The organism is Xanthomonas sp. 4461, from assembly GCF_024806475.1.
Lineage (GTDB): Bacteria > Pseudomonadota > Gammaproteobacteria > Xanthomonadales > Xanthomonadaceae > Xanthomonas > Xanthomonas arboricola_F.
Map to the genome: position 1 here is coordinate 826,340 of NZ_JANTYV010000001.1, position 25,439 is coordinate 851,778.

Consider the following 25,439-nt stretch of genomic DNA (forward strand, 5'->3'; position numbering starts at 1 on the left):
GTTCGGTCTTTCGCACACGCTTCCGTTGCGTGCCGTGCGTTGCCGTGCGCGCACACCGCCGTGCAGAGCGTCTGCCCTAGAGCAAGGCATCGGAAGGCGTTGCCATCGGCAACGTTGCCCAGCATCTGGCGAGGTGGCATGTGCACAAGCATGAGCGTTTGACCCGCAAGCGATTGATCGTGGCGATCCTGGCCGTGACCGGCATGACCTCGGCGGCCTGCGCCGTGGCCGGCACGGTAGAGGGAACCCTCAAGGAGCGCGGCAGCGGCAAGCCGGCCGCCAACGCAAAGGTGCGCATCGCAGGCACCGCATACAGCGCGGTGGCCGATGCGCGCGGGCACTTCGTCATCCGCGACGTGCCGGCCGGGCAGTACGCACTGGCGCTGGACTACCCGGGCTTCGGCGCCGCAGACACCCGCATCCAGGTTGATGGCAGCGGCACTGCCGCGGTGGACGTCGCACTGGACGAGGTCAAGCAACTCAAGGCGGTCAGCGTGGTGCGCAACCGCTACGATGCCAGCGATCTCAAGATCAATGCGGCCAACACCGTCGATGTGCTGTCGGCCAACGACCTGCAGCGCACCGCCGTGCACAACGTGGCCGAAGCGTTGGGCCTGATCGCCGGCATCAACATCACCAGCACCGGCTCGGGCTACTTCGGCGGCATCGACGGTGCAGCGCGCGGCGAAGGCATGTTCGCCTCGGTGCGTGGGCTGCCGTCCGAATACAACGTCAACATGATCGACGGCGTCACCGTGGCACAAGGCATGCCGTACAGCCGCAGCGTGCAACTGAGCCTGTTGCCGCCCACCGGCCTGCAGACCATCGTCGCCAACAAGACCTCCACCGCCGACATGGACGGCGATGCGATCGGCGGCACGCTGGATTTCCGCACACCCACCGCCTACGACTTCAAGGACATCACCAGCGGTAGCGTCACCGGCAGCGGGCGGCTGGAAAGCCGTGCGCGTGATTACGGCGGCGATGGCCTGGGCGGTGGATTCGGCGGCGAATTCCAGCACAAGTTCGGTGAGGCGCAACAGTTCGGCGTGTATGCCAGCGCCTACTACGACTACCGCACCACCACCAACAGCGAGGTGGCCGCGGCCACCAGCGCGCTCAACGATGGGTCGTGGGAATATCTGAATACCGATGCCGAAGGCGGAAACGCGGCAGGTTTGGATCCGCAACACAACCTCACCAGCACCGGCATGAACGTCGGCATCGCTGCCGGCTGGGAGCGTCGCTACGGCGGCAATGCCTCGTTCGACTGGCATGTGGACGACAGCCTGTCGCTGTATGCGCGCATGACCTACGCCTATGCCAAGACCGATCAAGGCACCACCTTCGTGCAGCTGTTGCCGCAGGATGTGAGCTATGTGCCGACCGGCACAGCCGGCGCTTTCACACCGAATATCGGCCGCATCGCGGCGCGGTTCTGGTACGAAACCAATCCGGAGGTCGCCGACCTGGCCACCTTTCAGATCGGTGCAAAAAAGATTGTGGGTGGCTGGACCTTCATGCCCAACGTGTTCTACAGCTTCGGCGACAACGACCGCCCCGACCATGTCGAAATCGACGGGCGAGAGGACAAGTTCACCCAGGACAACTACGCCTATTCCGGCAACACCTTGGTGCGCTACGGCGGCGGTGCATTCCCGTATCCGCAACTCACACCTGCACTGCAGGCGCAGGTCAACAACATCCCGGCGTTGTATGCCAGCAGCTATGGCGAGCTGACCAAGATCTATTCCGGCCAGAAGAAAGGCGGCGCGCGTTTCGATACCCGCTACGACTTTGCCGATGGCGCGCTGCGCTCGCTGCAGTTCGGGGTGAAGTACAGCAGGAGCCGTCGCAGCTTCAGCAATCGCGACTGGTATACCGGCGGCGTGGATGGCACCACCACGCTCGGCGATCTGGGCATCTTCACCGGCACCTACGCATCGATCTTTCCCGGCAAATATGACTGGAACACGCCGCGCGTGAGCGAAGCGGCAGTGGCCGGCGTGATTGCGCAACACCTCACCGACGACGATCTGGATACCTGCGGCAGCGCGTTCTACGTCAACAACTTCAACTGCAACACCATGCGCGGCACCGAGGCGGTGAGCGCGGCCTATGCCAGCGCCACCTTCACCATCGGCAACCTGGATATCGTGCCGGGCGTGCGCCTGGAGCATACCGCCATCGACAACACGTTCTGGGTGACCCCGGTGGATGCGGACGGCAACCAGGTGGTCGGCAACTTCGCCCATAACAGCACCACCTACAACGAGCCGCTGCCCAGCGTGTTCCTGACCTGGCGGCCGGACCTGCGCACTGCCTACCGCGCCTCGCTGTGGACCAGCTACACCCGCCCGGCATTCGTGCAGTTGGGCGGCGGCAGCCAGATCGGCATCTCCAACGGCGTCACCACGATCACCCAAGGCAACCCCGACCTGAAGCCGATCGAATCGACCAACCTGGATCTGTCCGGCGAGTGGTCCACCGAGCGCGGCGGCTTCTTCTCGCTGGCGGGCTTCTACAAGCAGTTGCGCAACTACATCTACGATGCCGGCTCGGCCCAGGCCAACGGCAACACCACCGGCAGCGGCACGGTGCTGTACCACATGCCCACCAATGGCGGCGACGGCAAGATCTACGGTGTGGAACTCAGCGCGCGGCAGAAGTTCCAGGACCTGCCCGCGCCCTTCGACGGCCTGGGCATCAGTGCCAACGCCACCCGCCAGCATGCGCGCGCCGACCTGGGCCTTGCTGGCTTCGACAACGAACACATGCAATCGGCGCCGTCGGCGATGGCCAACCTGGAGTTGTTCTACGAGCACAACGGGTTCTCGTTGAACCTGAGCTACCACTTCAGCAGTTCGTACCTGCTGGGCTACGACTTCCTGCATGAAGGCGCGCCCTGGAACGACCTGTGGGCACGCCCGACCCGGCGCGTGGATCTGCACACCGGCTACCGCTTCGACAATGGCGTGAGCATGGACCTGTCGATCTCCAACCTGACCAAGGAATACAGCTACTGGGCGCATGTGGGCCGCAACAACCTGGCGATCTCCGACATCGTCGATGCCGGCAGCACCGCCTTGCTGACGGTCAAGTACGCCTTCTAGCGCACCGGCATGCAGCGCCGCGCACCACCAGCACGCGGCGCGTTGCAACGCGGCTGGTTCCTTCCCCTGGCTGGAGACACCATGAAGCGCAGGACCTTGTGCACGTTCGGCCTGCTCGCCCCGTTCGGGCTGGCGGCATCGCCGCAGCCGCAGCCGTCGCTGCACGCACCGCAACCGGATGGGCAGGCGCATGCATTCGGATTCGCGCAGGGGCACTTCACCCTGGATGGGCAGCCCTGGCAGCTGCGTAGCGGCGAAATGCATCCGCTGCGCATCGCGCGCGCCGATTGGCTGCACCGCATCCGCATGGCCAAGGCGATGGGCCTGAATACCATCGCGTTGTATCTGATGTGGAATGCGCTGGAACGCGAACCGGGGCAGTTCGATCTGGATACCGGCGAGCGCGACTTCGTCGCCTTCATCCGGCTGTGCCAGCAGGAAGGCATGTGGGTGTACCTGCGCCCCGGTCCCTATGTGTGCGCGGAATGGACGCTGGGCGGGCTGCCGCCGTACCTGCTGCGCGAGCCGGGCATGCGCCTGCGCGACCGGACCGACGCGCGCTACATGGCTGCGGTGCAGCGCTACATCGATGCGGTGGCGCCGCGGATCGCACCGCTGATGGCCAGTGCCGGCGGCCCGGTGCTGATGCTGCAGATCGAAAACGAATACAACATGCACGGCGCCGATGCGGGCTACCTGCGGGCTTTGGCTGCACTGTGGCGCACGCACGGCATCGATGGCCCGTTCTCGTTGGCCGAAGGCATGAAGGATCTGCGCCGACGCAAGGCCTATCTTCCCGGTGCCGCGCTGGGACTGGATGGCGCCGATCTCGCTGAACTGCAGGAAGCAAAACAGATCGCAGGCAATGCGCCGGTGTGGGTGGCCGAAGGCTATCCTGGCTGGTTGACGCATTGGGGCGAAGAGGCCTTCGCGCAGCGCGACTACGCGCCGATGCTGCAGCAACTGATGGCCGCCGGTGGCTCGTTCAATCTCTATGTGGTGCACGGCGGCAGCAATTTCGGATTGAGCGCCGGTGCCAATGCCGAAGACGATGGTTCGCAGTTCCAGCCCGCGCTGACCAGCTACGACTACAGCGCCCCGATCGACGAAGGCGGGCGCGCCACGCCTGCGTACCTGACGCTGCGAAACATCATCGCGACGCATACCGGCAGCGCGCTGCCGGCGCTGCCGGCGCCGCCACCGCGCGCGCGTTTTGCGCCGGTCATGGCGCAGCCGATCGCCGCGCTGTGGGACAACCTCAGCACCGGGCCGCTGCAGGTCGCACGCCCGACCGACAACCAGACCCTGCTCCGGCAGAACCTGGGTCTGGTGGTGTACCGGCGCCGCATCGCGGCCGGTACGCATCTGCAACTGGGGCGAGTGCACGACTACGCGAGCGTGCAACTCGACGGTCGCGAGATCGGCCATGTCTCGCGCATGCAGCACGCACGCCTCAACAGCGATCCGCAGCTGACCTTGCCGGACGTCACCTCCACCGAGCGAGTGCTGGAGGTGCTGGTGGACAGCTTCGGCCATATCAACTTCGGCCCGGCGCTGGGCGATGCAAAAGGCCTGCTTGGTCCGGTGCACCTCGATGGCAGGGAACTGCGCGACTGGCAGGTGCAGGGCATGGCGCTGGACGGCGATGCGCCGCCCACGCTGCGGGCCTTGCAAGGTCTCCCCACCCGGCCTGGCCTGTTCTTCGCAACCGAAATCACCCTGGACACGGTCGGCGACATCCACGTGGACATGCGTCAGTGGCGCAAGGGCTATCTGTGGATCAACGGCAGGCTGCTCGGGCGCTACTGGGAAATCGGCCCGCAGCGCTGCCTGCATTGCCCGGGCGCCTGGTTGCGGCCCGGCCGCAACGCGGTGCTGGTGCTGGATCTGCATCAACTGCAGCCCGCCGCCATCCACTGTGCCGACGGGCTGACCGCCTCGGTCAAACGCAGCAACGACGTATCGCTCGCGCATGCGGAGCGCTGCGCATGTTGAGCGCCCCCATCGCACCTTCACCGGCCACGCTCGTCGCTGCGCCACCGCGCACGCTCGGAGTCTGGAGCGCGCTGTCGGCGAACCTGCTCAACATGATCGGCATCGGCCCGTTCATCACCATCCCGTTGGCGTTGTCGGCGCTGGCCGGGCCGGCGGTGTTGCTGGGCTGGGTCGCCGGCGCGCTGCTGTGCGTGTGCGATGGATTGGTGTGGGCCGAACTGGGCGCGGCGATTCCGCGCTCCGGCGGGCCGTATCACTACCTGCGCGAGGCCTACGGGCGCGAACGCTGGGGGCGGCTGTTCGGTTTTCTATACCTGTGGCAGACACTGTTGACCGCGCCACTGTCGGTTGGCTCGGCAGCGGTGGGCTGCGCGCAATACCTGGCTTTCCTGATGCCGGGACTGAGCCAGAGCCGGCTCACGGCGATCGCGATGGCGCTGTGCGCGTTCAACACCTTGCTGCTGTACCGCAAGGTGCGCTCGGTGCAGTTGCTGTCGTTGCTGGTCAGCGCGGTGGTCCTGGGCGCCTGCATGTGGATCATCGGCAGTGGCGTGCTGCATTTCGATGCCCGCATCGCCAACGCATTCTTGCACGCGCGCCCCGCCTCGCCGCATGGGTTCTGGCTGGGCTTCGGTGCGGTGGCGCTGATCGCGGTCTACGACTACGGCGGCTACAACAACGTGTGCATGCTCGGCGGCGAAATCCGCAAGCCGCGGCGCACGATTCCGCGCGCGGTGCTGCTCTCGATCCCGATCGTGGCGCTGCTGTACCTGGGCCTCAACATCACCCTGCTCGGGGTGCTGCCGTGGCAGCAGGCCGCGCACTCCAAGGCGGTGATGGCCGACTTCATGCAGGCCATCTACGGCCCGGCCGGCGCCACGGTGGCCGTGGCGCTGATCGCGCTGGCCGCGTGGGGCTCGGCGCTGGTGGTGCTGCTGGGCTACTCGCGGGTGCCGTACGCCGCCGCTGCGGCCGGGCAGTTCTTCGGCGTGTTCGCGCGGCTGCATCCGCGCGGCGGCTTCCCCACCGTGTCGCTGCTGTTCGTCGGCGCGACTTCCACGCTGGCCTGCCTGCTGTCGCTGGACGATCTGATCGCCACCTTGATGATCATCCAGATCCTGTTCCAGTTTCTGGCGCAATGCCTGGCGGTGGTGCTGCTGCGTCGCAAGCGGCGCAGGCGAGCGTTTGCGATGCCGCTGTATCCGTGGCCGCTGCTGATCAGCGTGTTCGGCTGGATCTATCTGCTGGCGACCAGCCCGGGGCGACGCGTGCTCGCCGCGGTGCTGGCGCTGTGCGTGGGTAGCGCGGTGTATCTGCTGCAGGCACGGAGGGAGCGCGCATGGCCGTTCCAGCTGCAATGAGCGCAGCGCAGATCGCGGTAGTCGGCGAGGTCTACCTGGACCACATCTTCAGCGGCTTCGCACGCTGGCCGGCGCCTGGCGAAGAAGCGCTCGCGCAGCACTACCGGCGCGAACTCGGCGGCGGCACGCTCATCACCGCCTGCGCGCTGGCGCAGCTGGGCTGCAACGTGCGCGTGATCGGCGCGATCGGTGCGCAGGACCGTGCGCTGTTCGCGCACCGCCTGGGCGACTTCGGCGTTTCGGCCGACGGGCTGATCGACTCGCCCGTCGGCACCGGCGTGACCACCAGCGTCTCGCTGCAGGACGACCGTTCGTTCTTTACCTATGCCGGCGCCAATGCCGACCTGGGTGGGTTGCTGCTGCGCGACGACGCCATCGCTGCAATGTGTGCGGCCACGCATGTGCACTTCGCACTGCCGCTGCCGGCCACGGTCGCGCGCAGCTTGCTGCCGCAGCTGGCGCGCGCCGGCTGCAGCACTTCGCTGGATGTCGGCTTCAGCCCGCAGTGGCTCGCCGACCCGGACAACCGCGCCACCTGTCGCGCGGTGACCTGGTTCCTGCCCAACCAGAAGGAAGCCGCGCTGATGGGCTGCGGCGACAGCGTCGACGCCTGCGTGGCCTGGGCGCAGGCGCAGGGCCTGCGCGAGGTCGTGGTCAAACACGGTGCTGCCGGCGCGATGGTCGTCGATACCGCCGGCGGCCGTTCGATTCCCGCGCCCCAGGTGCAACTGCGCGACAGCACCGGCGCCGGCGATGCCTTCGATGCCGGCTTCATCGCCGCGCGCCTGCACGGGCTGTCGCTGGACGCTGCCGCCCGGCAGGGCTGCCGATGCGGTGCGGCGTGCTGCAGCGCGCTGGGTGCGCTGGACGGCCTGGCTTCCCTGCCTCCCCTTTTCTCCCCCCCTGAGGACATTCCATGAGCAGTTCTGTCGACAATCGCAAGCTGACCCTGATCGGCGGCGGCGGCGTGCGCACGCCGTTGGTGGTGTACGGCGTCAACGAAGCGGCCGAAGCGCTGGGCGCACGCGAGATCGTGCTGTACGACCCCGACCAGGAGCGCCTGGCATTGATGGTGGCGATGGGCCGCGCCATCGTGGCCGAGGCCGGCGGCAGCCTGCAGGTGCATGCGGCGCCCTCGCTGGAAGCGGCGATCGAAGGCGCGCATTTCGTGCTCAACAGCATCCGCGTCGGCGGTATCGCCCAGCGCGCCTCCGACGAGCAGACCATCATCGGCCATGGCTATTCCGGCCAGGAGACCACCGGCCCCGGCGGCGTGGCCAAGGCATTGCGCACGGTGCCGGTGGCGATCGAGCAGGCGCGCATGATCGAGCGGCTGAGTCCGGATGCGTGGCTGGTCAGCTTCACCAATCCGGCCGGGCTGATCACCCAGGCCATCACCGCACATACCCGCGCGCGGGTGGTCGGCATCTGCGACACCCCGGTGGAGCTGTTCCACAACATCGCCCGCGCGCTCGGCGAGCCGGCATCCGACGTGGAATGCGATTACGTCGGCCTCAACCACCTGGGCTGGATCCGTGCGGTGCGCCTGCGCGGGCAGGACATCATGGATCGCATCCTCGACGACGACGCCATCCTGCGTCAGCTCTATCTGGCGCCGCTGTTCGATGTCCAGATGCTGCGCGCCTTGCGGCTGATCCCCACCGAGTACCTGTACTTCTTCTACGAGCGGCGCCGCGCCCTGGACAACCAGCGCGCCAGCGGCGCCAGCCGCGGTGGCGAGATCGAGCGTCTCAACCGCAGCCTGATCGGCGACCTGGGCAGCCGCCTGCAGGCCGGCGACACCGCCGGCGCGGTGCAGACCTATGCCGCCTACCTGGCGCAGCGCTCCGGCTCGTACATGAAGCTGGAGGCCGAAGCCGGCTCGGCCTTCGCACCCGACATGGCGCCGCAGCCGGACCCGTTCCGCGCCAGCACCGGCTATCACCGCATCGCGGTGGACGTGATGAGCGCGCTGACCGGCGCGCGCCCGGGGCGGCATGTGGTCAACGTGCGCAACCGCGGCGCGATGGCCGAGCTGGCCGACGACGATGTGGTGGAAATCGCCGCAGACATCGACCGCGACCGCGTCGTGCCGATTCCTGCCGCGCCCCTGCCGGACGCGGTGCATGGCCTGGTGCGCGCGTTCAAGGCCTACGAACACGCCGCGATCGAGGCCGCGCTCAGCGGCAGCCATCGCGACGCCTGCAAGGCCATGCTGATCCACCCGGCGATCGGCGAGTGGAGCCCGTCGCAGCGCCTGCTGGACGCCTTGTTCGGGCACGAGCACGACGACGGCCACTGCGCGGGGCCGGCGCACTGGCGCGGGCATGCGGCTGGATGATGCACCCGGCACGCGGGCCGTCGGCGTGCCGGCACCACGCTAACGGCAGTGCCCGCTTCTGCAGCCGCCGTGCCACCTCCGTTGGCAAGCATCCGGCAGCGCCCGTCCCCCGAAATTGTGCGAGCGCACTATGCAGTTTCGACGCACACGTTGTATGGTCATCAGGAATTGGTCATGCATAGGTCTCATCGCCCAGGCTGCCGTCTTGCAGCCGCCAGCGCGGGGAGGACCATCGTGCGGATCGCAGGTTGAACCCATGGAGTCTTGAGGTCATGCATACCCGCCGCGACATTCTTCAGCTGCTCGGCGCCAGCGCCGGTGCCGGCCTGCTGGCCAGTGCCCTGCCTGCCTTCGCGGCTGCGCCCGCTGCCGGCGCCTCCACGGCCGCCGGTGCCTTCGTCAGCAAGCGCCCGCCCAAGGCGCAGCGTCGTTTCGTCAGCAAGGCGGTCGAGCAGCAGATCGTGCGGATCAAGGCACAGATCGCCGACCCCGAGCTGGCCTGGCTGTTCGAGAACTGCTACCCGAACACGCTGGATACCACGGTGGAAACCGGCACCCGCAACGGCAAGCCGGACACCTTCGTCATCACCGGCGACATCCATGCGATGTGGCTGCGCGACTCCTCCGCGCAGGTGCATCCGTACGTGCCGCTGGCCAGGCGCGACCCCGCGTTGCGACGCATGTTCCATGGCCTGATCCAGCGCCAGGCCGCGTGCATCCGGCTGGACCCGTATGCCAACGCCTTCCTGCCCGACGGCCAGACCCAGCGCCTGAAGTGGTCGCTCAACGACATCACCGAGATGAAGCCCGGCGTGGGCGAGCGCAAGTGGGAGGTGGATTCGCTGTGCTACCCGATCCGCATCGCGCACGAATACTGGCGCGCCACCGGCGATGCCGCACCGTTCGACGACGACTGGCGCGCGGCGATGCACGTGGTGGTCAAGACCTTCCGCGAGCAGCAGCGCAAGGACAACCGTGGTCCGTACGTGTTCCAGCGTCCCTCCCCGCTAGCCACCGAAACCCTGGTACTGGAGGGCTACGGCCAGCCGACCAGACCCAACGGCATGATCCACTCGATGTTCCGTCCCTCCGACGACGCCTGCGTGTTTCCGCTGTTCGTGCCGGCCAACCTGTTTGCGGTGACCTCGCTACGCCAATTGGCAACGATGAGCACCGCACTGCATCGCGATGCCGCGTTTGCCGCCGAGTGCACAGCCCTGGCCGATGAGGTGGACACCGCCACGCGCCAGTTCGGCCAACTGCGCGACAGCGACGGCCAGGCGTACTGGGCATTCGAAGTGGACGGCTTCGGCAACCAGTTGTTCATCGACGATGCCAACGCCCCCGGCCTGCTCAGTCTGGCCTACCTGGGTTGCTGCGACCGGCGCGACCCGGTGTTCCTGCGCACCCGCCAGCTCGCCTGGAGCGAACGCAACCCGTATTTTTCGCGCGGCAAGGCGGCCGAAGGCGTGGGCAGCCCGCATAGCGGCATGGGCACCATCTGGCCGATGTCCATCGTGCAATACGCGTTGGTCAGCGACGACGATGCGCAGCTGCGCCAATGCCTGCAGTGGCTCAAGACCACCCACGCCGGCACCGGCTTCATGCACGAGGCGTTCGACAAGGACACCCCGGGCACCTTCACCCGCGACTGGTTCGCCTGGGCCAACACCTTGTTCGGCGAACTGATCATCGACCTGCACCAACGCAAACCCCAGTTGCTGCGCAGCGCCTGATTCCCCACCGGAAGGGCACAGCGTTCGACGCTTCCCTTCTCCCGCCGGGAGAAGGTGCCCGAAGGGCGGATGAGGGTGCCCCGGCATCGGCCCGCACATTCAGAGACCACACACATGGCAACACGACGCGGTTTTCTCCAAGGCGCCATCGCAGCGGCATTGTTCGGCAGCGTTGGCCTGCCCGGCGCAGCCCGCGCACGCGCCGGCAACTACGCGCTGCCGGCCGATGCGCGCGTGCGCGCCGACCTCACCCGTCACGTGGACGTCTTCATCGGCACCGGCGGCCATGGCCACACCTTCCCCGGCGCGACCTTGCCGTTCGGCATGGTGCAGCTGAGCCCGGACACCTATAACGCGGTATGGGACTCGTGCTCGGGCTACCACGAATCCGACGGTTCGATCATGGGCTTCTCGCACACCCATCTGTCCGGCACCGGCATCGGCGACATGCTGGACTTTCTACTGGTGCCCGCCACCGGCGAGGTGAAGCTGGTGCCCGGCCCACTGGACGACCCGGATGCCGGTTACCGCTCGCGCTACGACCACAGCGACGAAGCCGCCTCGCCGGGCTATTACCGCGTGCGGCTCAAGGACAGCGGCGTGCATGCCGAACTCACCGCCACTGCGCGTGCAGGCCTGCATCGCTATCACTTCCCCAAGGGCAAACCGGCGCACGTACTGCTGGACCTGTGCCACGGCATGCAGGACAAACCCGGCATCCCCACCCGCGTCAGCGATGCGCAGCTGCGTGTGGTCGACGAGCGCACCCTCACCGGTGGCCGGCGCGTCTACCAATGGGCGCAGGGCCGCTACATCTATTTCGCCCTGCGGCTGTCGCGGCCGTTCAAACAGGTGCAGCTGTACAACGAAGACCAGCCGCTGGCCGCCGGCACGCGCAGCGCCGATGGCGTGCATCTGAAGGCCGCACTGCACTTCCCCGATGCCTCCGATGCGCCACTGCTGATCAAGGTCGGCATCTCCGCCGTCAGCGCCGACAATGCACTGGCCAACCTCGACGCCGAGCTGCCGGACTTCGACTTTTCCCGCGTGCATGCGCAAGCGGTGGCCGCCTGGGAGAAGGAGCTGGCACGTGTGCGCATCGACAGCGATAACGACGCGCAACGCCGCATCTTCTACACCGGCCTGTATCACAGCCTGCTGGCGCCCACGCTGTTCAGCGACGTGGACAACCGTTACCGCGGCATGGACCTGCAGATCCACACCGCACCCAAGGGCTACAACAACTACAGCACCTACTCGTTGTGGGACACCTACCGCGCCGCGCATCCGCTGCTCACCCTGGTACAACCCGAGCGCGTTCCCGACCTGGTGCAGTGCCTGGTCCGCGGCGCCAACGAATGCCCGGACGGCGTGGGCATCTGGCCGCTGCAAGGCGTGGAGACCGGCTGCATGATCGGCTACCACTCCGCCGTCGTGCTGGCCGAAGCGCACGCCAAGGGCTTTAACGGAATCGACTACGCCGCGGCGTGGCCGGCCTACCGCAAACGTGCGATGGACGACACCACGCACGGCCTGGCGTACTACCGCAAGCTTGGCTACATCCCCGCCGACAAGGTGGACGAAGCGGTCAGCCGCACCCTCGAATACGCCTATGACGACTGGGCCTGCGCGCACCTGGCGCAGGCTGCCGGCGCAACCGACGATGCACGCGCGCTGCGCGCACGCTCGCGCAACTACCGCAATGTCTTCAACCGCGACAGCGGCTTCGTGCAGGCGCGCCTGGAAGATGGCAGCTGGGCCAAACCATTCGACCCGCGCGGCATGGGCCACATCGCCAAATGGCGCGACTTCACCGAATCCAACGCCTGGCAGGCCACCTTCCTCAACCAGCACGACCTGTACGGTTACATGGATTTGTACGGCGGCCGAGACGGTTTCGTCGCCAAGCTGGACGAACTGTTTTCCACCAGCTCCGAACTGCCGGCCGATGCGCCACCGGATATCGACGGCCTGGTCGGCCAGTACGCGCATGGCAACGAGCCCAGCCATCATGTGGCCTATCTGTTCGCCTACGCCGGCCAGCCGTACAAGACTCAGGCGATGGTGCGCCGCTTGCTGCGCGAGCAATACCATGACGCGCGTAATGGCCTGTCCGGCAACGAAGACTGCGGGCAGATGAGCGCGTGGTTCGTGCTCAGCGCGCTGGGCCTGTATGCGGTGGACCCGGTCAGCGGCAACTACGTGCTCGGCAGCCCATTGTTCGAGCGCGCCACGCTGGACGTGGGCAACGGCCGCACACTGCGCATCGTGACCAAGGACAACAGCGCGCAGAACGTCTATGTGCAGTCGCTGACCTTCAACGGCAAATCGCTCACCCGCGCCTGGCTACGTCACACCGAGCTGGCTGCCGGCGGCACGCTGGAATTTGCGATGGGACCCAAGCCGAACCCGGCCTTCGGCGCAGACAAGAAGGATCTGCCACCGTCGTTCGCGTAATGCCGGTACGTCGCTTGCGCGAGCGGCGCGTTCGCTTCTTGCTGCGCGAATGGGGAACGTCCTTCCCCGCTCACGCAAAAACAAGGATCGCTTGTTTATTCGCGAGTGGAAGTTGCTTTCTGATTCCGCAGGCGGGGATTGCTCTTCCCTTCTCCCGCAAGCGGGCGTTGCTCTTCCTTCTTCGCAAGCTGATAGCCCTTCCTTCTCCCACAAGCGGGTATTGCTCTTCCCTTCTCCCGCAAGCGGGAGAAGGTGCCCGCAGGGCGGATGAGGGCAGAACGCAAACACGGCCGCCTGCCGTCCACCCGCACCACCGGCCCCACCTACATCGAGACCTCCATGCTGCGTACCACTCTTGCCCCCCTGGTTCTGGCCCTGGCGCTCGCGCTGCCCGCCTCCGCTGCTACGCCCGAGTCCTGGCCCGCCTTCGGCACCCAGGGCACGCAGTTCGTGCGCGACGGCAAGCCGTATCAGATCCTCTCCGGCGCCATCCATTTCCAGCGCATTCCACGCGCTTACTGGAAGGACCGCCTGCAAAAAGCGCGCGCACTCGGCCTGAACACCGTGGAGACCTACGTGTTCTGGAATCTGGTCGAACCGCAGCAAGGCCAGTTCGATTTTTCCGGCAACAACGATGTGGCCGCCTTCGTGCGCGAAGCCGCCGCGCAAGGCCTCAACGTCATCCTGCGCCCCGGCCCCTACGCCTGCGCCGAATGGGAAGCCGGCGGTTATCCGGCGTGGTTGTTCGGCAAGGACAACATCCGCGTGCGCAGCCGCGACCCGCGCTTTCTCGGCGCCAGCCAGGCATACCTGGATGCGGTGGCAACACAGGTGCAACCGCTGCTCAACCACAACGGCGGCCCGATCATTGCCGTGCAGGTGGAGAACGAATACGGCTCCTACGATGACGACCACGCCTACATGGCCGACAACCGCGCCATGTTCGTCAAGGCCGGCTTCGACAAGGCGCTGCTGTTCACCTCGGACGGCGCGGACATGCTCGCCAATGGCACCCTGCCCGACACCCTGGCAGTGGTGAATTTCGCGCCAGGCGAGGCGAAGAGCGCGTTCGACAAGTTGATCAAGTTCCGCCCCGAGCAACCGCGCATGGTCGGCGAATACTGGGCCGGCTGGTTCGATCATTGGGGCACGCCGCACGCCAGCACCGATGCCAAGCAACAGACCGAAGAACTGGAATGGATCCTGCGCCAGGGTCACTCGGCCAACCTCTACATGTTCATCGGCGGCACCAGCTTCGGCTTCATGAATGGCGCCAATTTCCAGGGCAATCCCAGCGACCATTACGCGCCGCAGACCACCAGCTACGATTACGACGCCATCCTCGACGAAGCCGGCCAGCCCACGCCCAAGTTCGCGCTGATGCGCGATGCCATCGCCCGGGTCACCGGCGTGCAGCCGCCCGCATTGCCGGCACCGATCGCCATGGCCGCACTGCCGCAAACCCAGTTACGCGAATCCGCCTCGCTGTGGGACAACCTGCCCGCACCGATCGCCATCGACACCCCACAGCCGATGGAGCACTTCGGCCAGGACTACGGCTACATCCTCTACCGCACCACCATCACCGGCCCGCGCAAGGGTTCGCTGTATCTGGGCGAGGTGCGCGATGTGGCGCGGGTGTACGTCGATCAGAAGCCGGTCGGCAGCGTCGAGCGCCGGGTGCAGCAGGTCTCCACCGACGTGGATATTCCTGCAGGCCAGCACACGCTGGATGTCCTGGTCGAAAACAGCGGCCGCATCAACTACGGCCCGCGCATGGCCGACGGCCGCGCCGGCCTGGTCGACCCGGTACTGCTGGACAACCGGCAGCTCACCGGCTGGCAGGCCTTCCCGCTGCCGATGCGCTCGCCCGACAGCATCCACGGCTGGACCCGCAAGCCCGTGCAAGGCCCCGCCTTCCACCGCGGCAACCTGCGCATCGGCACGCCCACCGACACCTACCTGGACATGCGCGCCTTCGGCAAGGGCGTCGCCTGGGCCAACGGCGTCAACCTGGGCCGCCACTGGAAGATCGGCCCGCAAACGGCGCTGTATTTCCCCGCGCCGTTCCAGCGCAAGGGCGACAACAGCGTGGTGGTGTTCGACCTGGACAGCACCGCCAAACCCGGCGTGCGCGGCCTGAAACAGCAGGTGTGGCTCAAGCCGGAGCAGTGATCGCTGCACCGTCGCGCAGGCCGTGAAGGTGGTACGCGACTGCAATGCTCAAGCCCCTCTCCTTTTGCGAGAGGGGTTGAGGTGAGGGTACGAGGCGACCGGCCGGCACCATCGCGCGGCACGCCGCACGCGTTAACCCACCACTTCCCTGGATGCCAACCGCGTGCGCCAGCACTGCCCCACTGCGTGATGCGCGTGGTCCCAGGCACACCAAGCCATGCCGCCCCGTATCCGCCCCTGCGGGGGCACCTTCTCCCGAAAAGCGAAGCGATCAAACCCCAGCCGCCCTCGACAGAGCCCCTTTCCCGCCGGAACAGAGGTTGAGGTGGGTACGGATCAATCCGCATGGACTGCATGGCCGCATGCAGCCAGCCTGCGCCTGGCACATCCCCGCGCAAATCCACGGTCCGGCCAACAGCGTTACGGCACGGACACAGCCCTCGCCCACCCTGCGCCACCGCCAAACCCACCGCAGGCCAACTGCGCGTCAGCCGCCCAGGCTCCCTGCCCTTCAGTCCGTGCCCCGCGCGCCGCTATCTGGAAGTCCGGTGCACCTGTACCGCCTGCTGCCGCCCTGGTATCGGGCGGACCATATTCCAGGCAAGATCACCGGCTGACACCGTTACGGGGGCGCTTTGGTTGCTACGTAGACGGCCTGATTGCAGGTTCCAGGAGCGTTGCATGTCGTCGTCCACCGTTGTTGCCGAAGAGTCCACCTCCGTTGCCCCGGAGCATACCCAGCACGCATTTGCCCAGCAGCTTCACAGCAAGCCGATGGACAGCACCGAAGCGGCGCACACGATGACCTTCCTGTGCCAGACCCAGTCGGCCAAGAAGCCGCAGACGCTGTTGCCGCCGCAGGTCCGCGACGACAACGCGACCTGAGCACACCGAGGACGTGCAGCGGTGGCGGCCGCGTTCGCAAGCCGCCAACGCTCATCAGCTGCCGGACTGGAACGATTTGAGCACGGTGAGCAGGCTGGTCAGATTGTCGGCCACGCCGGTCTGCGCCACGTGCTCGCTCGCGCCGGCGCACGCCGTGGTATCCACGCTGTAGATCTGCATCACGCCCTGGTTGGTCGCGGCCTGCGCCAGGGTGTTTTGCTGTTGCTGCGCCGCGACGGCGTTCTGGAACAGGATGCCGCTCGAATGGGCCATGGTCTGGTAGACCGAGCCCAGCGCGATCGCTGGCGCTTCGCCTACGACCTTGACGTTGGACTGGGTGACGGCATCGGTGATCTGGTCATTGACTGTAGTTGGAATGGCCATGCTCGGCTCCTGGGTGGGCGGAATGCACGGCTTGCGCCCTGACCGTTAATGGCCTGCTCGCGACGTCGCGATGTACAGACCGGGCTACAACGCACGCGGTGCCCTTCCGATAACGGCGCAGGGGCGTATCGCTGAATCGGCGCAATGCAGCTTCGCAATGCACGTCGCAACACCGATGTGCCGTCCAGCCACCAATCGTCGATCCGGCCATGGCGCCAGGCCAGCTCCACCAGCTGCGCCGGCATCAACCTTGCCGTCAACGCACTTGGCCACGTGGCGATCCTGCGGCAGCAGAGACATGCCAACGCCTGTGGACTTGCTTACCGACCGCCTCGCTGGCGCGCCCGACCAGTTGCCCTTGCCGCACATGGTTGGCAACCGCTGCCACCCAGGATGGTCAAGGCACAGGTATTCAATAGATGATAAAGAGGTCTTTATTGAATCCACACAACACCGGACCCCGATGTTTTCCACTCGCCTGCTGACCTGCCTTGTTGCCGGTCTTGCGGCCTGCAACGCGCAGGCACGCTCTCCCGTGTTTCCGCCTTCGCCGATCGTGCTCAGCGAGTTCATCGCCGACCCGGCACCCACCCCGCAGGCGCACGCATCCACCTTGCTGGAAACCCGCGATGGCCATCTGTTGGCGGCCTGGTTCGGAGGCGCACACGAAGGTGCAGCCGACGTCGGCATCTGGCTGACCCGGCGCGACGCGCAGCACTGGCAGCCACCACGCCGTATTGCCGATGGCACGCACGCCGGCACGCAGGGAGCGAGCGTACCGGCCTGGAATCCAGTGCTGTTTCAATCGGCCACCGGCCCGGTGCAGCTGTATTACAAGCTCGGCCCCAACCCGCGGCAATGGTGGGGGCTGCGCATGACCTCGGCCGACGATGGAGCACATTGGTCTGCGCCGCAGCAGTTGCCCAACGGCATTCTCGGGCCGATCAAGAACAAGCCGCTGCAACTGCCCAGTGGGCGCATCCTGGCACCCAGCAGCAGCGAAGACCGCGGCTGGCGTGCGCATCTGGAATGGAGCGACGACGACGGGGAGCACTGGCAGCGCGGCATGCCGCTCAACGACCCCGGCGTGATCGGCGCCATACAGCCCAGCCTGTTGCTGCATGCCGACGGCCGCGTACAGGCGTTGGGCCGCAGCCAGCAGAACAAACTCTTCAGCACCTTCTCCGACGATGGCGGCCTGCATTGGCAGCCGATGCAACTGCTGGAAGTGCAGAACCCCAATTCCGGCACCGACGCGGTGCTGCTGCGCGACGGTCGCGCCTTGCTGGTCTACAACCCCGCCATCGCCGGCAAGGACTGGTGGGAGGGACGCGGCACGCTGGCGGTGGCACTGTCGGACGATGGTGTGCACTGGCAGCGGGTAGTGACGCTGGAAGACAGCGCCAAGGACGAATTCTCGTACCCGGCGGTCATCCAGACACGCGACGGCCTGGTGCACATCAGCTACACCTGGAAGCGCCAGCGCATCAAACACGTGGTACTCGATCCGACACTGCTTGCGGGCCAGGGCGGCGGCTGACGGCAGCTGACGGCGACGCGATGTTCCGGCGCCGGGTCGATCGCGCGCGCCTCGCGCCGGCGCTGCCCCGGCATCGCCACACGCTGCGCTTCAGCGTCTCGACGCCGCTGCTGTCCAGCGCCCCGCCGCCATCGATCAACGTTCCTTCTCCCGCCTGCGGGAGAAGGTGCCCGAAGGGCGGATGAGGGCCGCGCTGCACCAGGCATAAAGCAGCAGCCCGGAACACTCAGCCAGCTGCAGCAGCCGACGCGCCCAACCCGTCCACAATCCTGCGCACCCGCTGCACGTCGGTGCGTTGGTAATCGCCGCCCAGGTCGCTGATGTAGGCATGCGGCGCAGGCACCTGCGCAGCCACCGGACCTCGGGCGGATGCATGGAATTCGCAGGCACCGGTCCTGGCGCGCAGGTCGGCGACATTGTGCTCGGAGACACCCGCGCCCGGCATGATGCCGATGCGGCCGGCGGCCTGCCGCACCAGCGCGGCGATGACGTCCGCGCCCTCGATGGCACTGGCGCGTGCCCCGGAGGTCAGCACGCGTTCGCAGCCCAGCGCGATCGCATCTTCCAGCGCGCGCGCTGGCTCGGCACTGACGTCGATCGCACGATGGAAGGTCACGCCCAGCGATCCGGCCGTATCGATCAACACCCGCATCGTGTCCATATCGACCTGGCCATGACGATCCAGCGCGCCCAGCACCACCCCATCGCAGCCCAGCGCAACGCACTGCTGCACATCGCGGCGCATTGCCTCCACCTCATCGGCACTGAACACGAAGTCGCCCACGCGCGGGCGTATCAGCACATACAGCGGAATCCGCAAGCGCGCGCGCACCACCGCCAGCGTGCCGAACGAGGGAGTCAGGCCGCCGCCATCCAGCCCGCCGCACAGCTCCACCCGCATCGCCCCGCCGTCCTGCGCGGCCACGGCCGATGCCACCGAATCGGCCGCCACTTCAAGACCCGATGCACTCATGCCGCCGGCTCGCTGGTGTAATGGCTCTCGCCGGGCACCAGCAGATCCTGCCGTTGCGCATCGCACACTGCGTAACTGAAGCCTTTCTGGATCGCGAACGCACCCACCTCGCCACGCTTGTTCATCGCCAGAAATCCCACCTGCAGCGTGCGCGTCAGCTCCGGCTTGCGGCGGATCAACCGCATCACCACCTCGCGGCAGGCGTCGGCCGGCGACTTGCCCTGGCGCATCATTTCCACCACTGCAAAACTGCCGACATTGCGGATCACCTCTTCGCCCACGCCGGTGGAGGTCGCGCCGCCCACCTCGTTGTCCACGTACAGGCCGGCACCGATGATCGGGCTGTCGCCGACCCGGCCGTGCATCTTCCACGCCATGCCGCTGGTGGTGCAGGCGCCGGACAGGTTGCCGTGCGCATCCAGCGCCAACATGCCGATGGTGTCGTGATTGTCCTTGCCGCCGGGCAGCTTGGCATCGCGCCAGGCGCGGTTTTCCACGTTGGCCTCGGGCGAGTACTTGGAGGTCTTCAACCATTGCTTCCACGCCGCTTCAGAGCTGGGCGTCAGCAGCTTGGTCTTCGGAAAGCCCTGTTCCAACGCGAACTGCCGCGCACCATCGCCGACCAGCATCACGTGCGGGGTCTTTTCCATCACCGCGCGCGCCACCGAGATGGCGTGCACCACATCTTCCAGCGATGCCACCGCGCCGCAATTGCCCAGGTGATCCATGATGCAGGCATCCAGCGTCACCCGACCGTCGCGATCGGGGTAGCCGCCCAGGCCCACGGTGGGATTGGTCGGGTCCGCTTCGGGCACGCGCACGCCCGCTTCCACGGCATCCAGCGCAATGCCGCCGGCACTGAGGATTTTCCACGCGGCCTGATTGGCGGCCACGCCGAAATCCCAGGTGGAAATCACCCGTGCCTGACCTTTGGGCAACGCCGCAGGACGTACCGCCGCCGTGCCAGCGGCCGCGGCCTGCGCACGTGCGCCCCATCCGGCCAGACCGGAAGCGATGGCGCCCAGGGTGGCGCTCTTGAGGAAATGACGACGTTGAATCATCCAGGCGAACTCCATAACGGAAACAGATGCCGCGCACTGCGCCGCATCCTCCCATCATGCGGCAGCAACGTCCGCGGATAAACCGCATTACCCCGCGCCGCGATGCGGATTGAGGCATAACGCCCGCAGGCATGATGCGCGCAGCCGCGCCTGCTTTCGCAAGGTCGCAGCTTCGGCCAGCGGCTGCTGCGGCAGACAGCCTGCACGGACGTCGATGCGATGCAGGCCGGTGGACTCGGGCACGCCGATGTCGGCGATGGCTGAGCTGCGCACTCACCGCCGGGTCGATGGCATGTGCCAAGACCTGCCCGCCAATACAGAGCCAAGGCGTCGGGCGGGCAAGCGGCAACACATCCAGTCCACCGCGTGCAGTCGCCAGCCGCCAATGAAAAAACGACCTGATCCGTCGGCGTGCACGCCCACGCTCGGCTCCCAGGACATTACCTGCGCCAATGAAGGGGGCTGCACCAGTCCTACGCCCCATCGCGGGCTCTCCACGCACTTCAACCCACCAGCGCGGCTACGCCCGCCGCGCGTCGCCTAGCCGGATCCGCAACGCAGCGGACACGACCAGGCCACTGCCGCTGACGGCCATTGAACGCCACGGCAGCGCTTGGAAAAAAAACTGCATCCGTTTAACCCCGTTTGCCGCCCTGGCCCGTTTCACCTGCAGAGGCGCAGTGCACGGCGACCTCGGGCTGCCCGGTTGTTCACCCATTCGTTCTCGCCACGCAAAGGATTCCCATGCCACGTCACAGCCTTCTCGCGCTCGCCTTGCTGCTGAGCGCCTGCTCGCACGAACCCACCTCACCCGTCGTTGGCGACCCGCCCGCATCGTCCACTCCCAACCCGGTAGCGTTGCCGCCGTACAAAGCCGACATCGCGTATACGCCCGCAGCCGAACCGCAACCCCAACCCGCGTCCCCACCCGTGCTCTCGGATCCTGCACCGATGCATCCAAGCCCGGCTGAAATGGTCCATGCGCCCAGCCCGCCAGCACCCGCGGCGCCGCAGAGCGTCTATGGCGCACTTGCGCGGCAAGCACCTGCGGCCACGCTGATGGCCAGGCGCGCACTGCCCGACCAGTCCATGCCCGTACCACCGCTTGCGTCGATTACACCAGCCGAAAATCGCGAGACCTATCAGACCCTCAGCGACAACCCGATCGTGCAGGCCGCTGAAAGCCCGGTGTCCACCTTCAGCATCGATGTCGATACCGGCAGCTACAGCAACGTGCGGCGCTATCTCACCAGTGGCAGCCTGCCGCCGGTGGATGCGGTGCGCGTGGAAGAAATGATCAACTACTTCCGCTACGACGACCCCGCGCCCCGCGATGGCCAGCCCTTCGCGGTGCGCACCGAACTGGCTCCCGCGCCCTGGAACGGCAAGCACCTGCTGCTGCGCATCGGCATCAACGGACGCGATGTCCCGACCACCGCGCTGCCGGCAGCCAACCTGGTGTTCCTGGTCGATGTCTCCGGGTCGATGGACGCGCCCGACAAGCTGCCGTTGCTGCAATCCTCGCTCAAGCTGCTGACGCGTCAATTGCGCGCGCAGGACCGCATCACCCTGGTGACCTACGCCGGCAACACCGCCGTGGTGCTGCCGCCCACTTCAGGCAATCAACAAGCGCGCATTGTCGAAGCCATCGACAGCCTGCAATCGGGCGGCGGCACCGCTGGCGCCAGCGGCATCGAGCTGGCGTACAAGGCGGCGCAGCAAAGCTATCTGCGTGGCGGCATCAACCGCATCCTGCTGGCCACCGATGGCGACTTCAACGTGGGCGTCACCGACTTCGATACGCTCAAGGGCATGGTGGCCGAGAAGCGCCGTTCCGGCGTGGCGCTGTCCACGCTGGGCTTTGGCACCGGCAACTACAACGACACCTTGATGGAGCAGCTGGCCGACGCCGGCGACGGTGCCTACGCCTATATCGACTCGCCGCTGGAAGCGCGCAAGGTCTTGACCCACGAGCTGGGCGCCACGCTGGAAACCATCGCGCGCGACGTCAAGATCCAGGTCGAGTTCAACCCGGCCACCGTGCAGGAATACCGCCTGATCGGCTACGAGAATCGTGCGCTGCGCCGCGAAGACTTCAACAACGACCAGGTCGATGCCGGCGACATCGGTGCCGGTCACAGCGTGACCGCGCTGTATGAAATCACCCCGGTCAACAGCACCGCGTCGGTCGATCCGCTGCGCTACGCCGCCAGCCTGCTGCGTCCGGCGGGCAACGCAGACAACGAACTTGCCCACCTCAAACTGCGCTACAAATTGCCAAGCGCGCACCGCAGCAGCCTGCTCGATACCGTCATCCGCCGCGACCAGCAGGTGGCATTGAATGCCTCCAGCGAGGCCTTCCGCTTCTCTGCGGCCGTGGCCGGTTTCGGCCAGCGCCTGCGCGGTGGCAGCCAGCTGCACGGCTGGGATTTCCCGCAGGTGCGCGCCCTGGCCGCAGGCAGTATCGGCAAGGATCGGTACGGGTATCGCGCCGACTTCCTGCGCATGGTGCAGCAGGCCGAAGCACTCGGCAGCCGGCCGGTCGCAACCACGGACTGATGCACGCGGCGGTTGCCTATACTGCGCGGATGCATCCAGCCGATCTTGCGCCGCTGCCCGACGAGGAGCTCATGCTCCTCGTCGCCAATGGTTTTGTCGAACAACCGGCCACCGAGTTGTTCAAGCGCCATAACCGCGCCCTGTTCAACTTCCTGGCCTGGCAGTGCGAAGGCAATCTGAGCGAGGCCGAAGACCTTGCGCAGAAAACCTGGGTCAAGCTGATGACCCGCTGCAGCGACTATCGCCCGGGGCAGGCGGCCTTCACCAGTTTCCTGTTCCAGATCGCGCGCAATGCCTGGCTCGACACGCGGCGCAGCGCCTACGTCGCCACCTCGGTGCCGCTGGAAGACCCCCATCTGCAGCTGCCCGACGATGACCTGTCCACCGAGCAGCTGGCCATGCTGGGGCAGCAGCAACAGCGCGTGCGCGCAGCGGTCATGGCCCTGCCCGATGCGCAACGCGAAGTGGTGGTATTGCGCTTCTTCGTCGGGCTGGCGGTGGAAGACATCGCGCAGGTGGTGGGCGACGGCTTCGAGACGGTCAAGAGCCGGCTGCGCTACGCCTTCGCCAAACTACGCCTGAGCCTGGACGCGGTGCAATGAACGCGGCCTTCGAACGCTTCCTCGCTGGCGACGACGGCCTGGCTGCACTGTTGCAGGCCCAGCCGGGCTATCTTCCGCCTGCGCGCATGGATGCCTGGTTTGCACAGGCCGCGCAGCAGGCCGAGCGCGCACGCAACAGCGCTGCGCAAGACGCCGCACAACGCGGACCACTCGCGTCGATGGACGCGCCAGTTGCCGCGTCGGCTGCGCAATCCGATCACACGCAAGCCACGCCGCCAGCAGAAGGCGCGCGCGATGCGGCCATGCAAGAAACCACGCAATTCGAGCCGACCGCATCGATGGATGCGCCGGTTGCCGCGTCGACTGCGCAATCCAACCAGACGCAGGCCACGCCGCCGGCGGAAGGCGCGCGCGATGCAGCCATGCAAGAAACCGCGCAGTTCGAGCTGCCCGCATCGATGGATGCCGCGTTTTTCGCATCGGCTGTGCAGGCTGACAGCCCCCACACCGCAACGTCGACTGACGGCTCGCGCAATACAACGGCGCAGCAGTTCGAACCGCCATCATCGATGGCTGCGGTGTTTGCTGCTGCAGCCGCGCAGGCCGATCTGTCCCAGGCCGCACGGCGCGCCGCCATCCAGGGGCGTCTTGGTGCCGGCGAGGATGCGGCGCAGGCACTGGGCGCACCGGTGCAGGGCGCGACGCGTGCATGGCTGCAGCAGCTGCCGCCGGCCACCGGCAGCGACCGGACCGATGGCGATGCACGGTATCGGCACTACGGCGCTGAAGCGGATGCGTCGACCGGCGACAGTCAGCCAGCTGCGCAGGCTGCGACCGCGGAGGTCTCCGGTCCTGCAGCGGGCGATTCCGCGCAGAGCGCGGCCCAGGCCATTGCAACGGCCGAAGTGACGAGCAACGCAACAACGCCCGACGCTGCGGCAGTAGCCGATGCGCTGCATTCGGCAACACCGGCGGTGCGGCGCGCGCGCCGGCAACGCTGGATGCCGGCGCTGGCGCTGGCCGCCTCGGTCACCCTGGCCGTGGGTGTCGGGCTGCACTGGCGGGCCAACGTAGCTCTGCCCGCGCCGCCCATCGAGGCGGCACGCGTCGCCGTCCAGGAGACTGCAGACCGGACCAATGAACCGCAGGCTGCGTCGGTGGCGGCAAGCCCGGGCGAGTCCGACTCTGCACCTGCATACGAAGGCGGCCTGGTCGCAGAACGCTCGCCGGTGCCACCACCATTGGCATCCATGCCACCACCCGTATCGGCAAAGCCCTCAGCCGCATTCGCCGCTCCCCCGAGTCCAGCGCCGTCTGCCTCGCCCGCTCCACCGGCACCGCCTGCGCCTGCGCCTGTTGCAGTCTTGCCGGAACCGATGGTCGCTGCACCGTCCCCATCGATGCCTGCAGCCCCGATGGCAGCGATTGCCGACACGGACGTCGACGCCACGCAGCCCCTCTCTGCCGAGCGCGAATCTGTCGCGATTGCCAACGGCAGCGCGCAACAGACCACGCAAGAGCGGCCGAACGCAGTGGCGCCCCCCTCGGCACACGTGCCCGGCATACCCGTGCCGGCCATCGACACCCAGCAGCGATCACTCGCCGAAGCCGGCAAGTCGACACCTTCCATCCAGGCTGGCAGTGCCACCCCAGCCACTCAGCCTTCCGGGCTGCTATCGCGCACTCCGCCGAAAACGGCTCCACTGAAAGCCCCCGCGGCGCAGCGACGGCAAGCAGACGACACTGCAGCAACGTCGGGCGAAGCAGCGGCGCCATACCCGATATCGGCCAGCAGGCTTGCGACATCCGACACTGCGCGGCAGCGCGCTGCGTCTGCCGCGGCAATGCAGTTGCTGCCACTGTCGAGCACTCCGGGCGAATGGATCGATCGCCATCTGCGCGCGGGCCAGCGCGCGCCGATCAGGCTGCGTCTCGAAGCCGCCACACCGGATGCACCTGACGTCAGGCGTTGGGTGGACCAGCTGCGTACCGCCTGTCGCGATCGCGGCTGGTCCACGCAGATCGAGATCGCGCGCAATGCGCAGCTACCGGATGATCGCCTGCGCATCGAGGTACAGGTCGCCCTGAGCGCCGATTGAGCCCGGCGCCTACAGGTGGGTTTCGGCCGCCAGCCAGGCAGGCACAACCCTTTGCCTGGAACCGGCATGGACCAATCGCGCAATGGCTGTGGACGCTGTCTGGTCTTGGAGGCCAACCGCAGCCGTTCGGCAGCAACTGCTTACCCGTGCCACCGCAAGAGCAAAACGTGGAGCGCAGTGCGCACCGATGTATCCGA

17 protein-coding genes are annotated in these 25,439 nt (G+C 67.0%); 13 read left to right on the plus strand and 4 right to left on the minus strand.

Annotated features, from left to right (window positions below):
* Window positions 1-203: 203 nt before the first annotated feature.
* From FHY19_RS03420 to FHY19_RS03460, 9 genes are all read left to right on the plus strand, one after another.
* Complete coding sequence (locus tag FHY19_RS03420) at window positions 204-3,113, plus strand: TonB-dependent receptor (RefSeq protein ID WP_259163915.1); 2,910 nt, start codon at window positions 204-206, stop codon at window positions 3,111-3,113.
* Between the two features lie 81 nt (window positions 3,114-3,194).
* Window positions 3,195-5,108, plus strand: coding sequence for a beta-galactosidase (locus FHY19_RS03425; protein WP_259161655.1), 1,914 nt, complete (start codon window positions 3,195-3,197; stop codon window positions 5,106-5,108).
* The gene (locus FHY19_RS03430) at window positions 5,102-6,469 is read left to right on the plus strand and encodes an APC family permease (RefSeq protein WP_259151993.1); all 1,368 of its coding nucleotides are present in this window, start codon (window positions 5,102-5,104) and stop codon (window positions 6,467-6,469) included. Before FHY19_RS03425 ends, FHY19_RS03430 begins: the two co-directional genes overlap by 7 nt.
* A complete protein-coding gene (locus FHY19_RS03435) occupies window positions 6,448-7,389 on the plus strand; it encodes a carbohydrate kinase family protein (protein WP_259161656.1) in 942 nt (313 codons plus the stop codon). The genes FHY19_RS03430 and FHY19_RS03435 overlap by 22 nt, the downstream gene beginning before the upstream one ends.
* Window positions 7,386-8,810: a 6-phospho-beta-glucosidase gene (locus FHY19_RS03440; protein ID WP_259161658.1), complete on the plus strand. Its 1,425-nt coding sequence runs from the start codon at window positions 7,386-7,388 to the stop codon at window positions 8,808-8,810. The genes FHY19_RS03435 and FHY19_RS03440 overlap by 4 nt, the downstream gene beginning before the upstream one ends.
* 272 nt (window positions 8,811-9,082) lie before the next feature.
* A complete protein-coding gene (locus FHY19_RS03445; protein WP_259161661.1) occupies window positions 9,083-10,546 on the plus strand; it encodes a glycoside hydrolase family 125 protein in 1,464 nt (487 codons plus the stop codon).
* 114 nt (window positions 10,547-10,660) lie between these two features.
* Entirely contained in the window at window positions 10,661-13,003 is a 2,343-nt protein-coding gene (locus FHY19_RS03450; protein WP_259161667.1) for a GH92 family glycosyl hydrolase, read from the plus strand.
* 339 nt (window positions 13,004-13,342) lie between these two features.
* Entirely contained in the window at window positions 13,343-15,178 is a 1,836-nt protein-coding gene (locus FHY19_RS03455; RefSeq protein WP_259163924.1) for a beta-galactosidase family protein, read from the plus strand.
* 681 nt (window positions 15,179-15,859) lie between these two features.
* On the plus strand, window positions 15,860-16,063 hold the full coding sequence (locus FHY19_RS03460; RefSeq protein WP_259152004.1) for a hypothetical protein: 204 nt from the start codon (window positions 15,860-15,862) through the stop codon (window positions 16,061-16,063).
* Between the two features lie 54 nt (window positions 16,064-16,117).
* On the opposite strand, the gene FHY19_RS03465 is transcribed toward FHY19_RS03460, so the two are convergent.
* On the minus strand, window positions 16,118-16,447 hold the full coding sequence (locus FHY19_RS03465) for a RebB family R body protein (protein WP_259161669.1): 330 nt from the start codon (window positions 16,445-16,447) through the stop codon (window positions 16,118-16,120).
* Window positions 16,448-16,910: 463 nt separating this feature from the next.
* On the opposite strand from FHY19_RS03465, the gene FHY19_RS03470 reads away from it, so the two are divergent.
* Window positions 16,911-17,987: a sialidase family protein gene (locus FHY19_RS03470; protein ID WP_259161670.1), complete on the plus strand. Its 1,077-nt coding sequence runs from the start codon at window positions 16,911-16,913 to the stop codon at window positions 17,985-17,987.
* Window positions 17,988-18,213: 226 nt separating this feature from the next.
* Here FHY19_RS03470 and FHY19_RS03475 read toward each other — a convergent pair whose 3' ends face one another.
* The 3 genes from FHY19_RS03475 to FHY19_RS03485 form a co-directional block, all read right to left on the minus strand.
* Window positions 18,214-18,960, minus strand: a complete 747-nt coding sequence (locus FHY19_RS03475; RefSeq protein ID WP_259161678.1) for a copper homeostasis protein CutC — start codon at window positions 18,958-18,960, stop codon at window positions 18,214-18,216.
* Window positions 18,957-20,021, minus strand: a complete 1,065-nt coding sequence (locus FHY19_RS03480; RefSeq protein ID WP_259152013.1) for a N(4)-(beta-N-acetylglucosaminyl)-L-asparaginase — start codon at window positions 20,019-20,021, stop codon at window positions 18,957-18,959. The genes FHY19_RS03475 and FHY19_RS03480 overlap by 4 nt, the downstream gene beginning before the upstream one ends.
* A gap of 87 nt (window positions 20,022-20,108) precedes the next feature.
* Entirely contained in the window at window positions 20,109-20,264 is a 156-nt protein-coding gene (locus FHY19_RS03485; RefSeq protein WP_259161680.1) for a hypothetical protein, read from the minus strand.
* Window positions 20,265-20,765: 501 nt separating this feature from the next.
* On the opposite strand from FHY19_RS03485, the gene FHY19_RS03490 reads away from it, so the two are divergent.
* Genes FHY19_RS03490 through FHY19_RS03500 form a run of 3 tightly spaced genes read left to right on the plus strand, consistent with a single transcriptional unit; the run spans window position 20,766 to window position 25,242 of the window.
* A complete protein-coding gene (locus FHY19_RS03490; RefSeq protein WP_259161683.1) occupies window positions 20,766-22,580 on the plus strand; it encodes a von Willebrand factor type A domain-containing protein in 1,815 nt (604 codons plus the stop codon).
* Between the two features lie 29 nt (window positions 22,581-22,609).
* Window positions 22,610-23,182, plus strand: coding sequence for a sigma-70 family RNA polymerase sigma factor (locus FHY19_RS03495; RefSeq protein WP_104562684.1), 573 nt, complete (start codon window positions 22,610-22,612; stop codon window positions 23,180-23,182).
* Window positions 23,179-25,242: a hypothetical protein gene (locus FHY19_RS03500; RefSeq protein WP_259161684.1), complete on the plus strand. Its 2,064-nt coding sequence runs from the start codon at window positions 23,179-23,181 to the stop codon at window positions 25,240-25,242. The genes FHY19_RS03495 and FHY19_RS03500 overlap by 4 nt, the downstream gene beginning before the upstream one ends.
* Window positions 25,243-25,439 lie beyond the last annotated feature (197 nt).

Excerpts from the sequence above, each read along its gene's own strand:
- FHY19_RS03460 (WP_259152004.1), top strand. The coding sequence starts at position 15,860 with ATGTCGTCGTCCACCGTTGTTGCCGAAGAGTCCACCTCCGTTGCCCCG.
- FHY19_RS03490 (WP_259161683.1), top strand. The coding sequence starts at position 20,766 with ATGCCACGTCACAGCCTTCTCGCGCTCGCCTTGCTGCTGAGCGCCTGC.
- FHY19_RS03430 (WP_259151993.1), top strand. The coding sequence starts at position 5,102 with ATGTTGAGCGCCCCCATCGCACCTTCACCGGCCACGCTCGTCGCTGCG.
- FHY19_RS03470 (WP_259161670.1), top strand. The coding sequence starts at position 16,911 with ATGTTTTCCACTCGCCTGCTGACCTGCCTTGTTGCCGGTCTTGCGGCC.
- FHY19_RS03450 (WP_259161667.1), top strand. The coding sequence starts at position 10,661 with ATGGCAACACGACGCGGTTTTCTCCAAGGCGCCATCGCAGCGGCATTG.
- FHY19_RS03480 (WP_259152013.1), bottom strand. The coding sequence starts at position 20,021 with ATGATTCAACGTCGTCATTTCCTCAAGAGCGCCACCCTGGGCGCCATC.
- FHY19_RS03445 (WP_259161661.1), top strand. The coding sequence starts at position 9,083 with ATGCATACCCGCCGCGACATTCTTCAGCTGCTCGGCGCCAGCGCCGGT.
- FHY19_RS03475 (WP_259161678.1), bottom strand. The coding sequence starts at position 18,960 with ATGAGTGCATCGGGTCTTGAAGTGGCGGCCGATTCGGTGGCATCGGCC.
- FHY19_RS03500 (WP_259161684.1), top strand. The coding sequence starts at position 23,179 with ATGAACGCGGCCTTCGAACGCTTCCTCGCTGGCGACGACGGCCTGGCT.
- FHY19_RS03420 (WP_259163915.1), top strand. The coding sequence starts at position 204 with ATGACCTCGGCGGCCTGCGCCGTGGCCGGCACGGTAGAGGGAACCCTC.
- FHY19_RS03435 (WP_259161656.1), top strand. The coding sequence starts at position 6,448 with ATGGCCGTTCCAGCTGCAATGAGCGCAGCGCAGATCGCGGTAGTCGGC.
- FHY19_RS03440 (WP_259161658.1), top strand. The coding sequence starts at position 7,386 with ATGAGCAGTTCTGTCGACAATCGCAAGCTGACCCTGATCGGCGGCGGC.
- FHY19_RS03495 (WP_104562684.1), top strand. The coding sequence starts at position 22,610 with ATGCATCCAGCCGATCTTGCGCCGCTGCCCGACGAGGAGCTCATGCTC.
- FHY19_RS03465 (WP_259161669.1), bottom strand. The coding sequence starts at position 16,447 with ATGGCCATTCCAACTACAGTCAATGACCAGATCACCGATGCCGTCACC.
- FHY19_RS03455 (WP_259163924.1), top strand. The coding sequence starts at position 13,343 with ATGCTGCGTACCACTCTTGCCCCCCTGGTTCTGGCCCTGGCGCTCGCG.
- FHY19_RS03425 (WP_259161655.1), top strand. The coding sequence starts at position 3,195 with ATGAAGCGCAGGACCTTGTGCACGTTCGGCCTGCTCGCCCCGTTCGGG.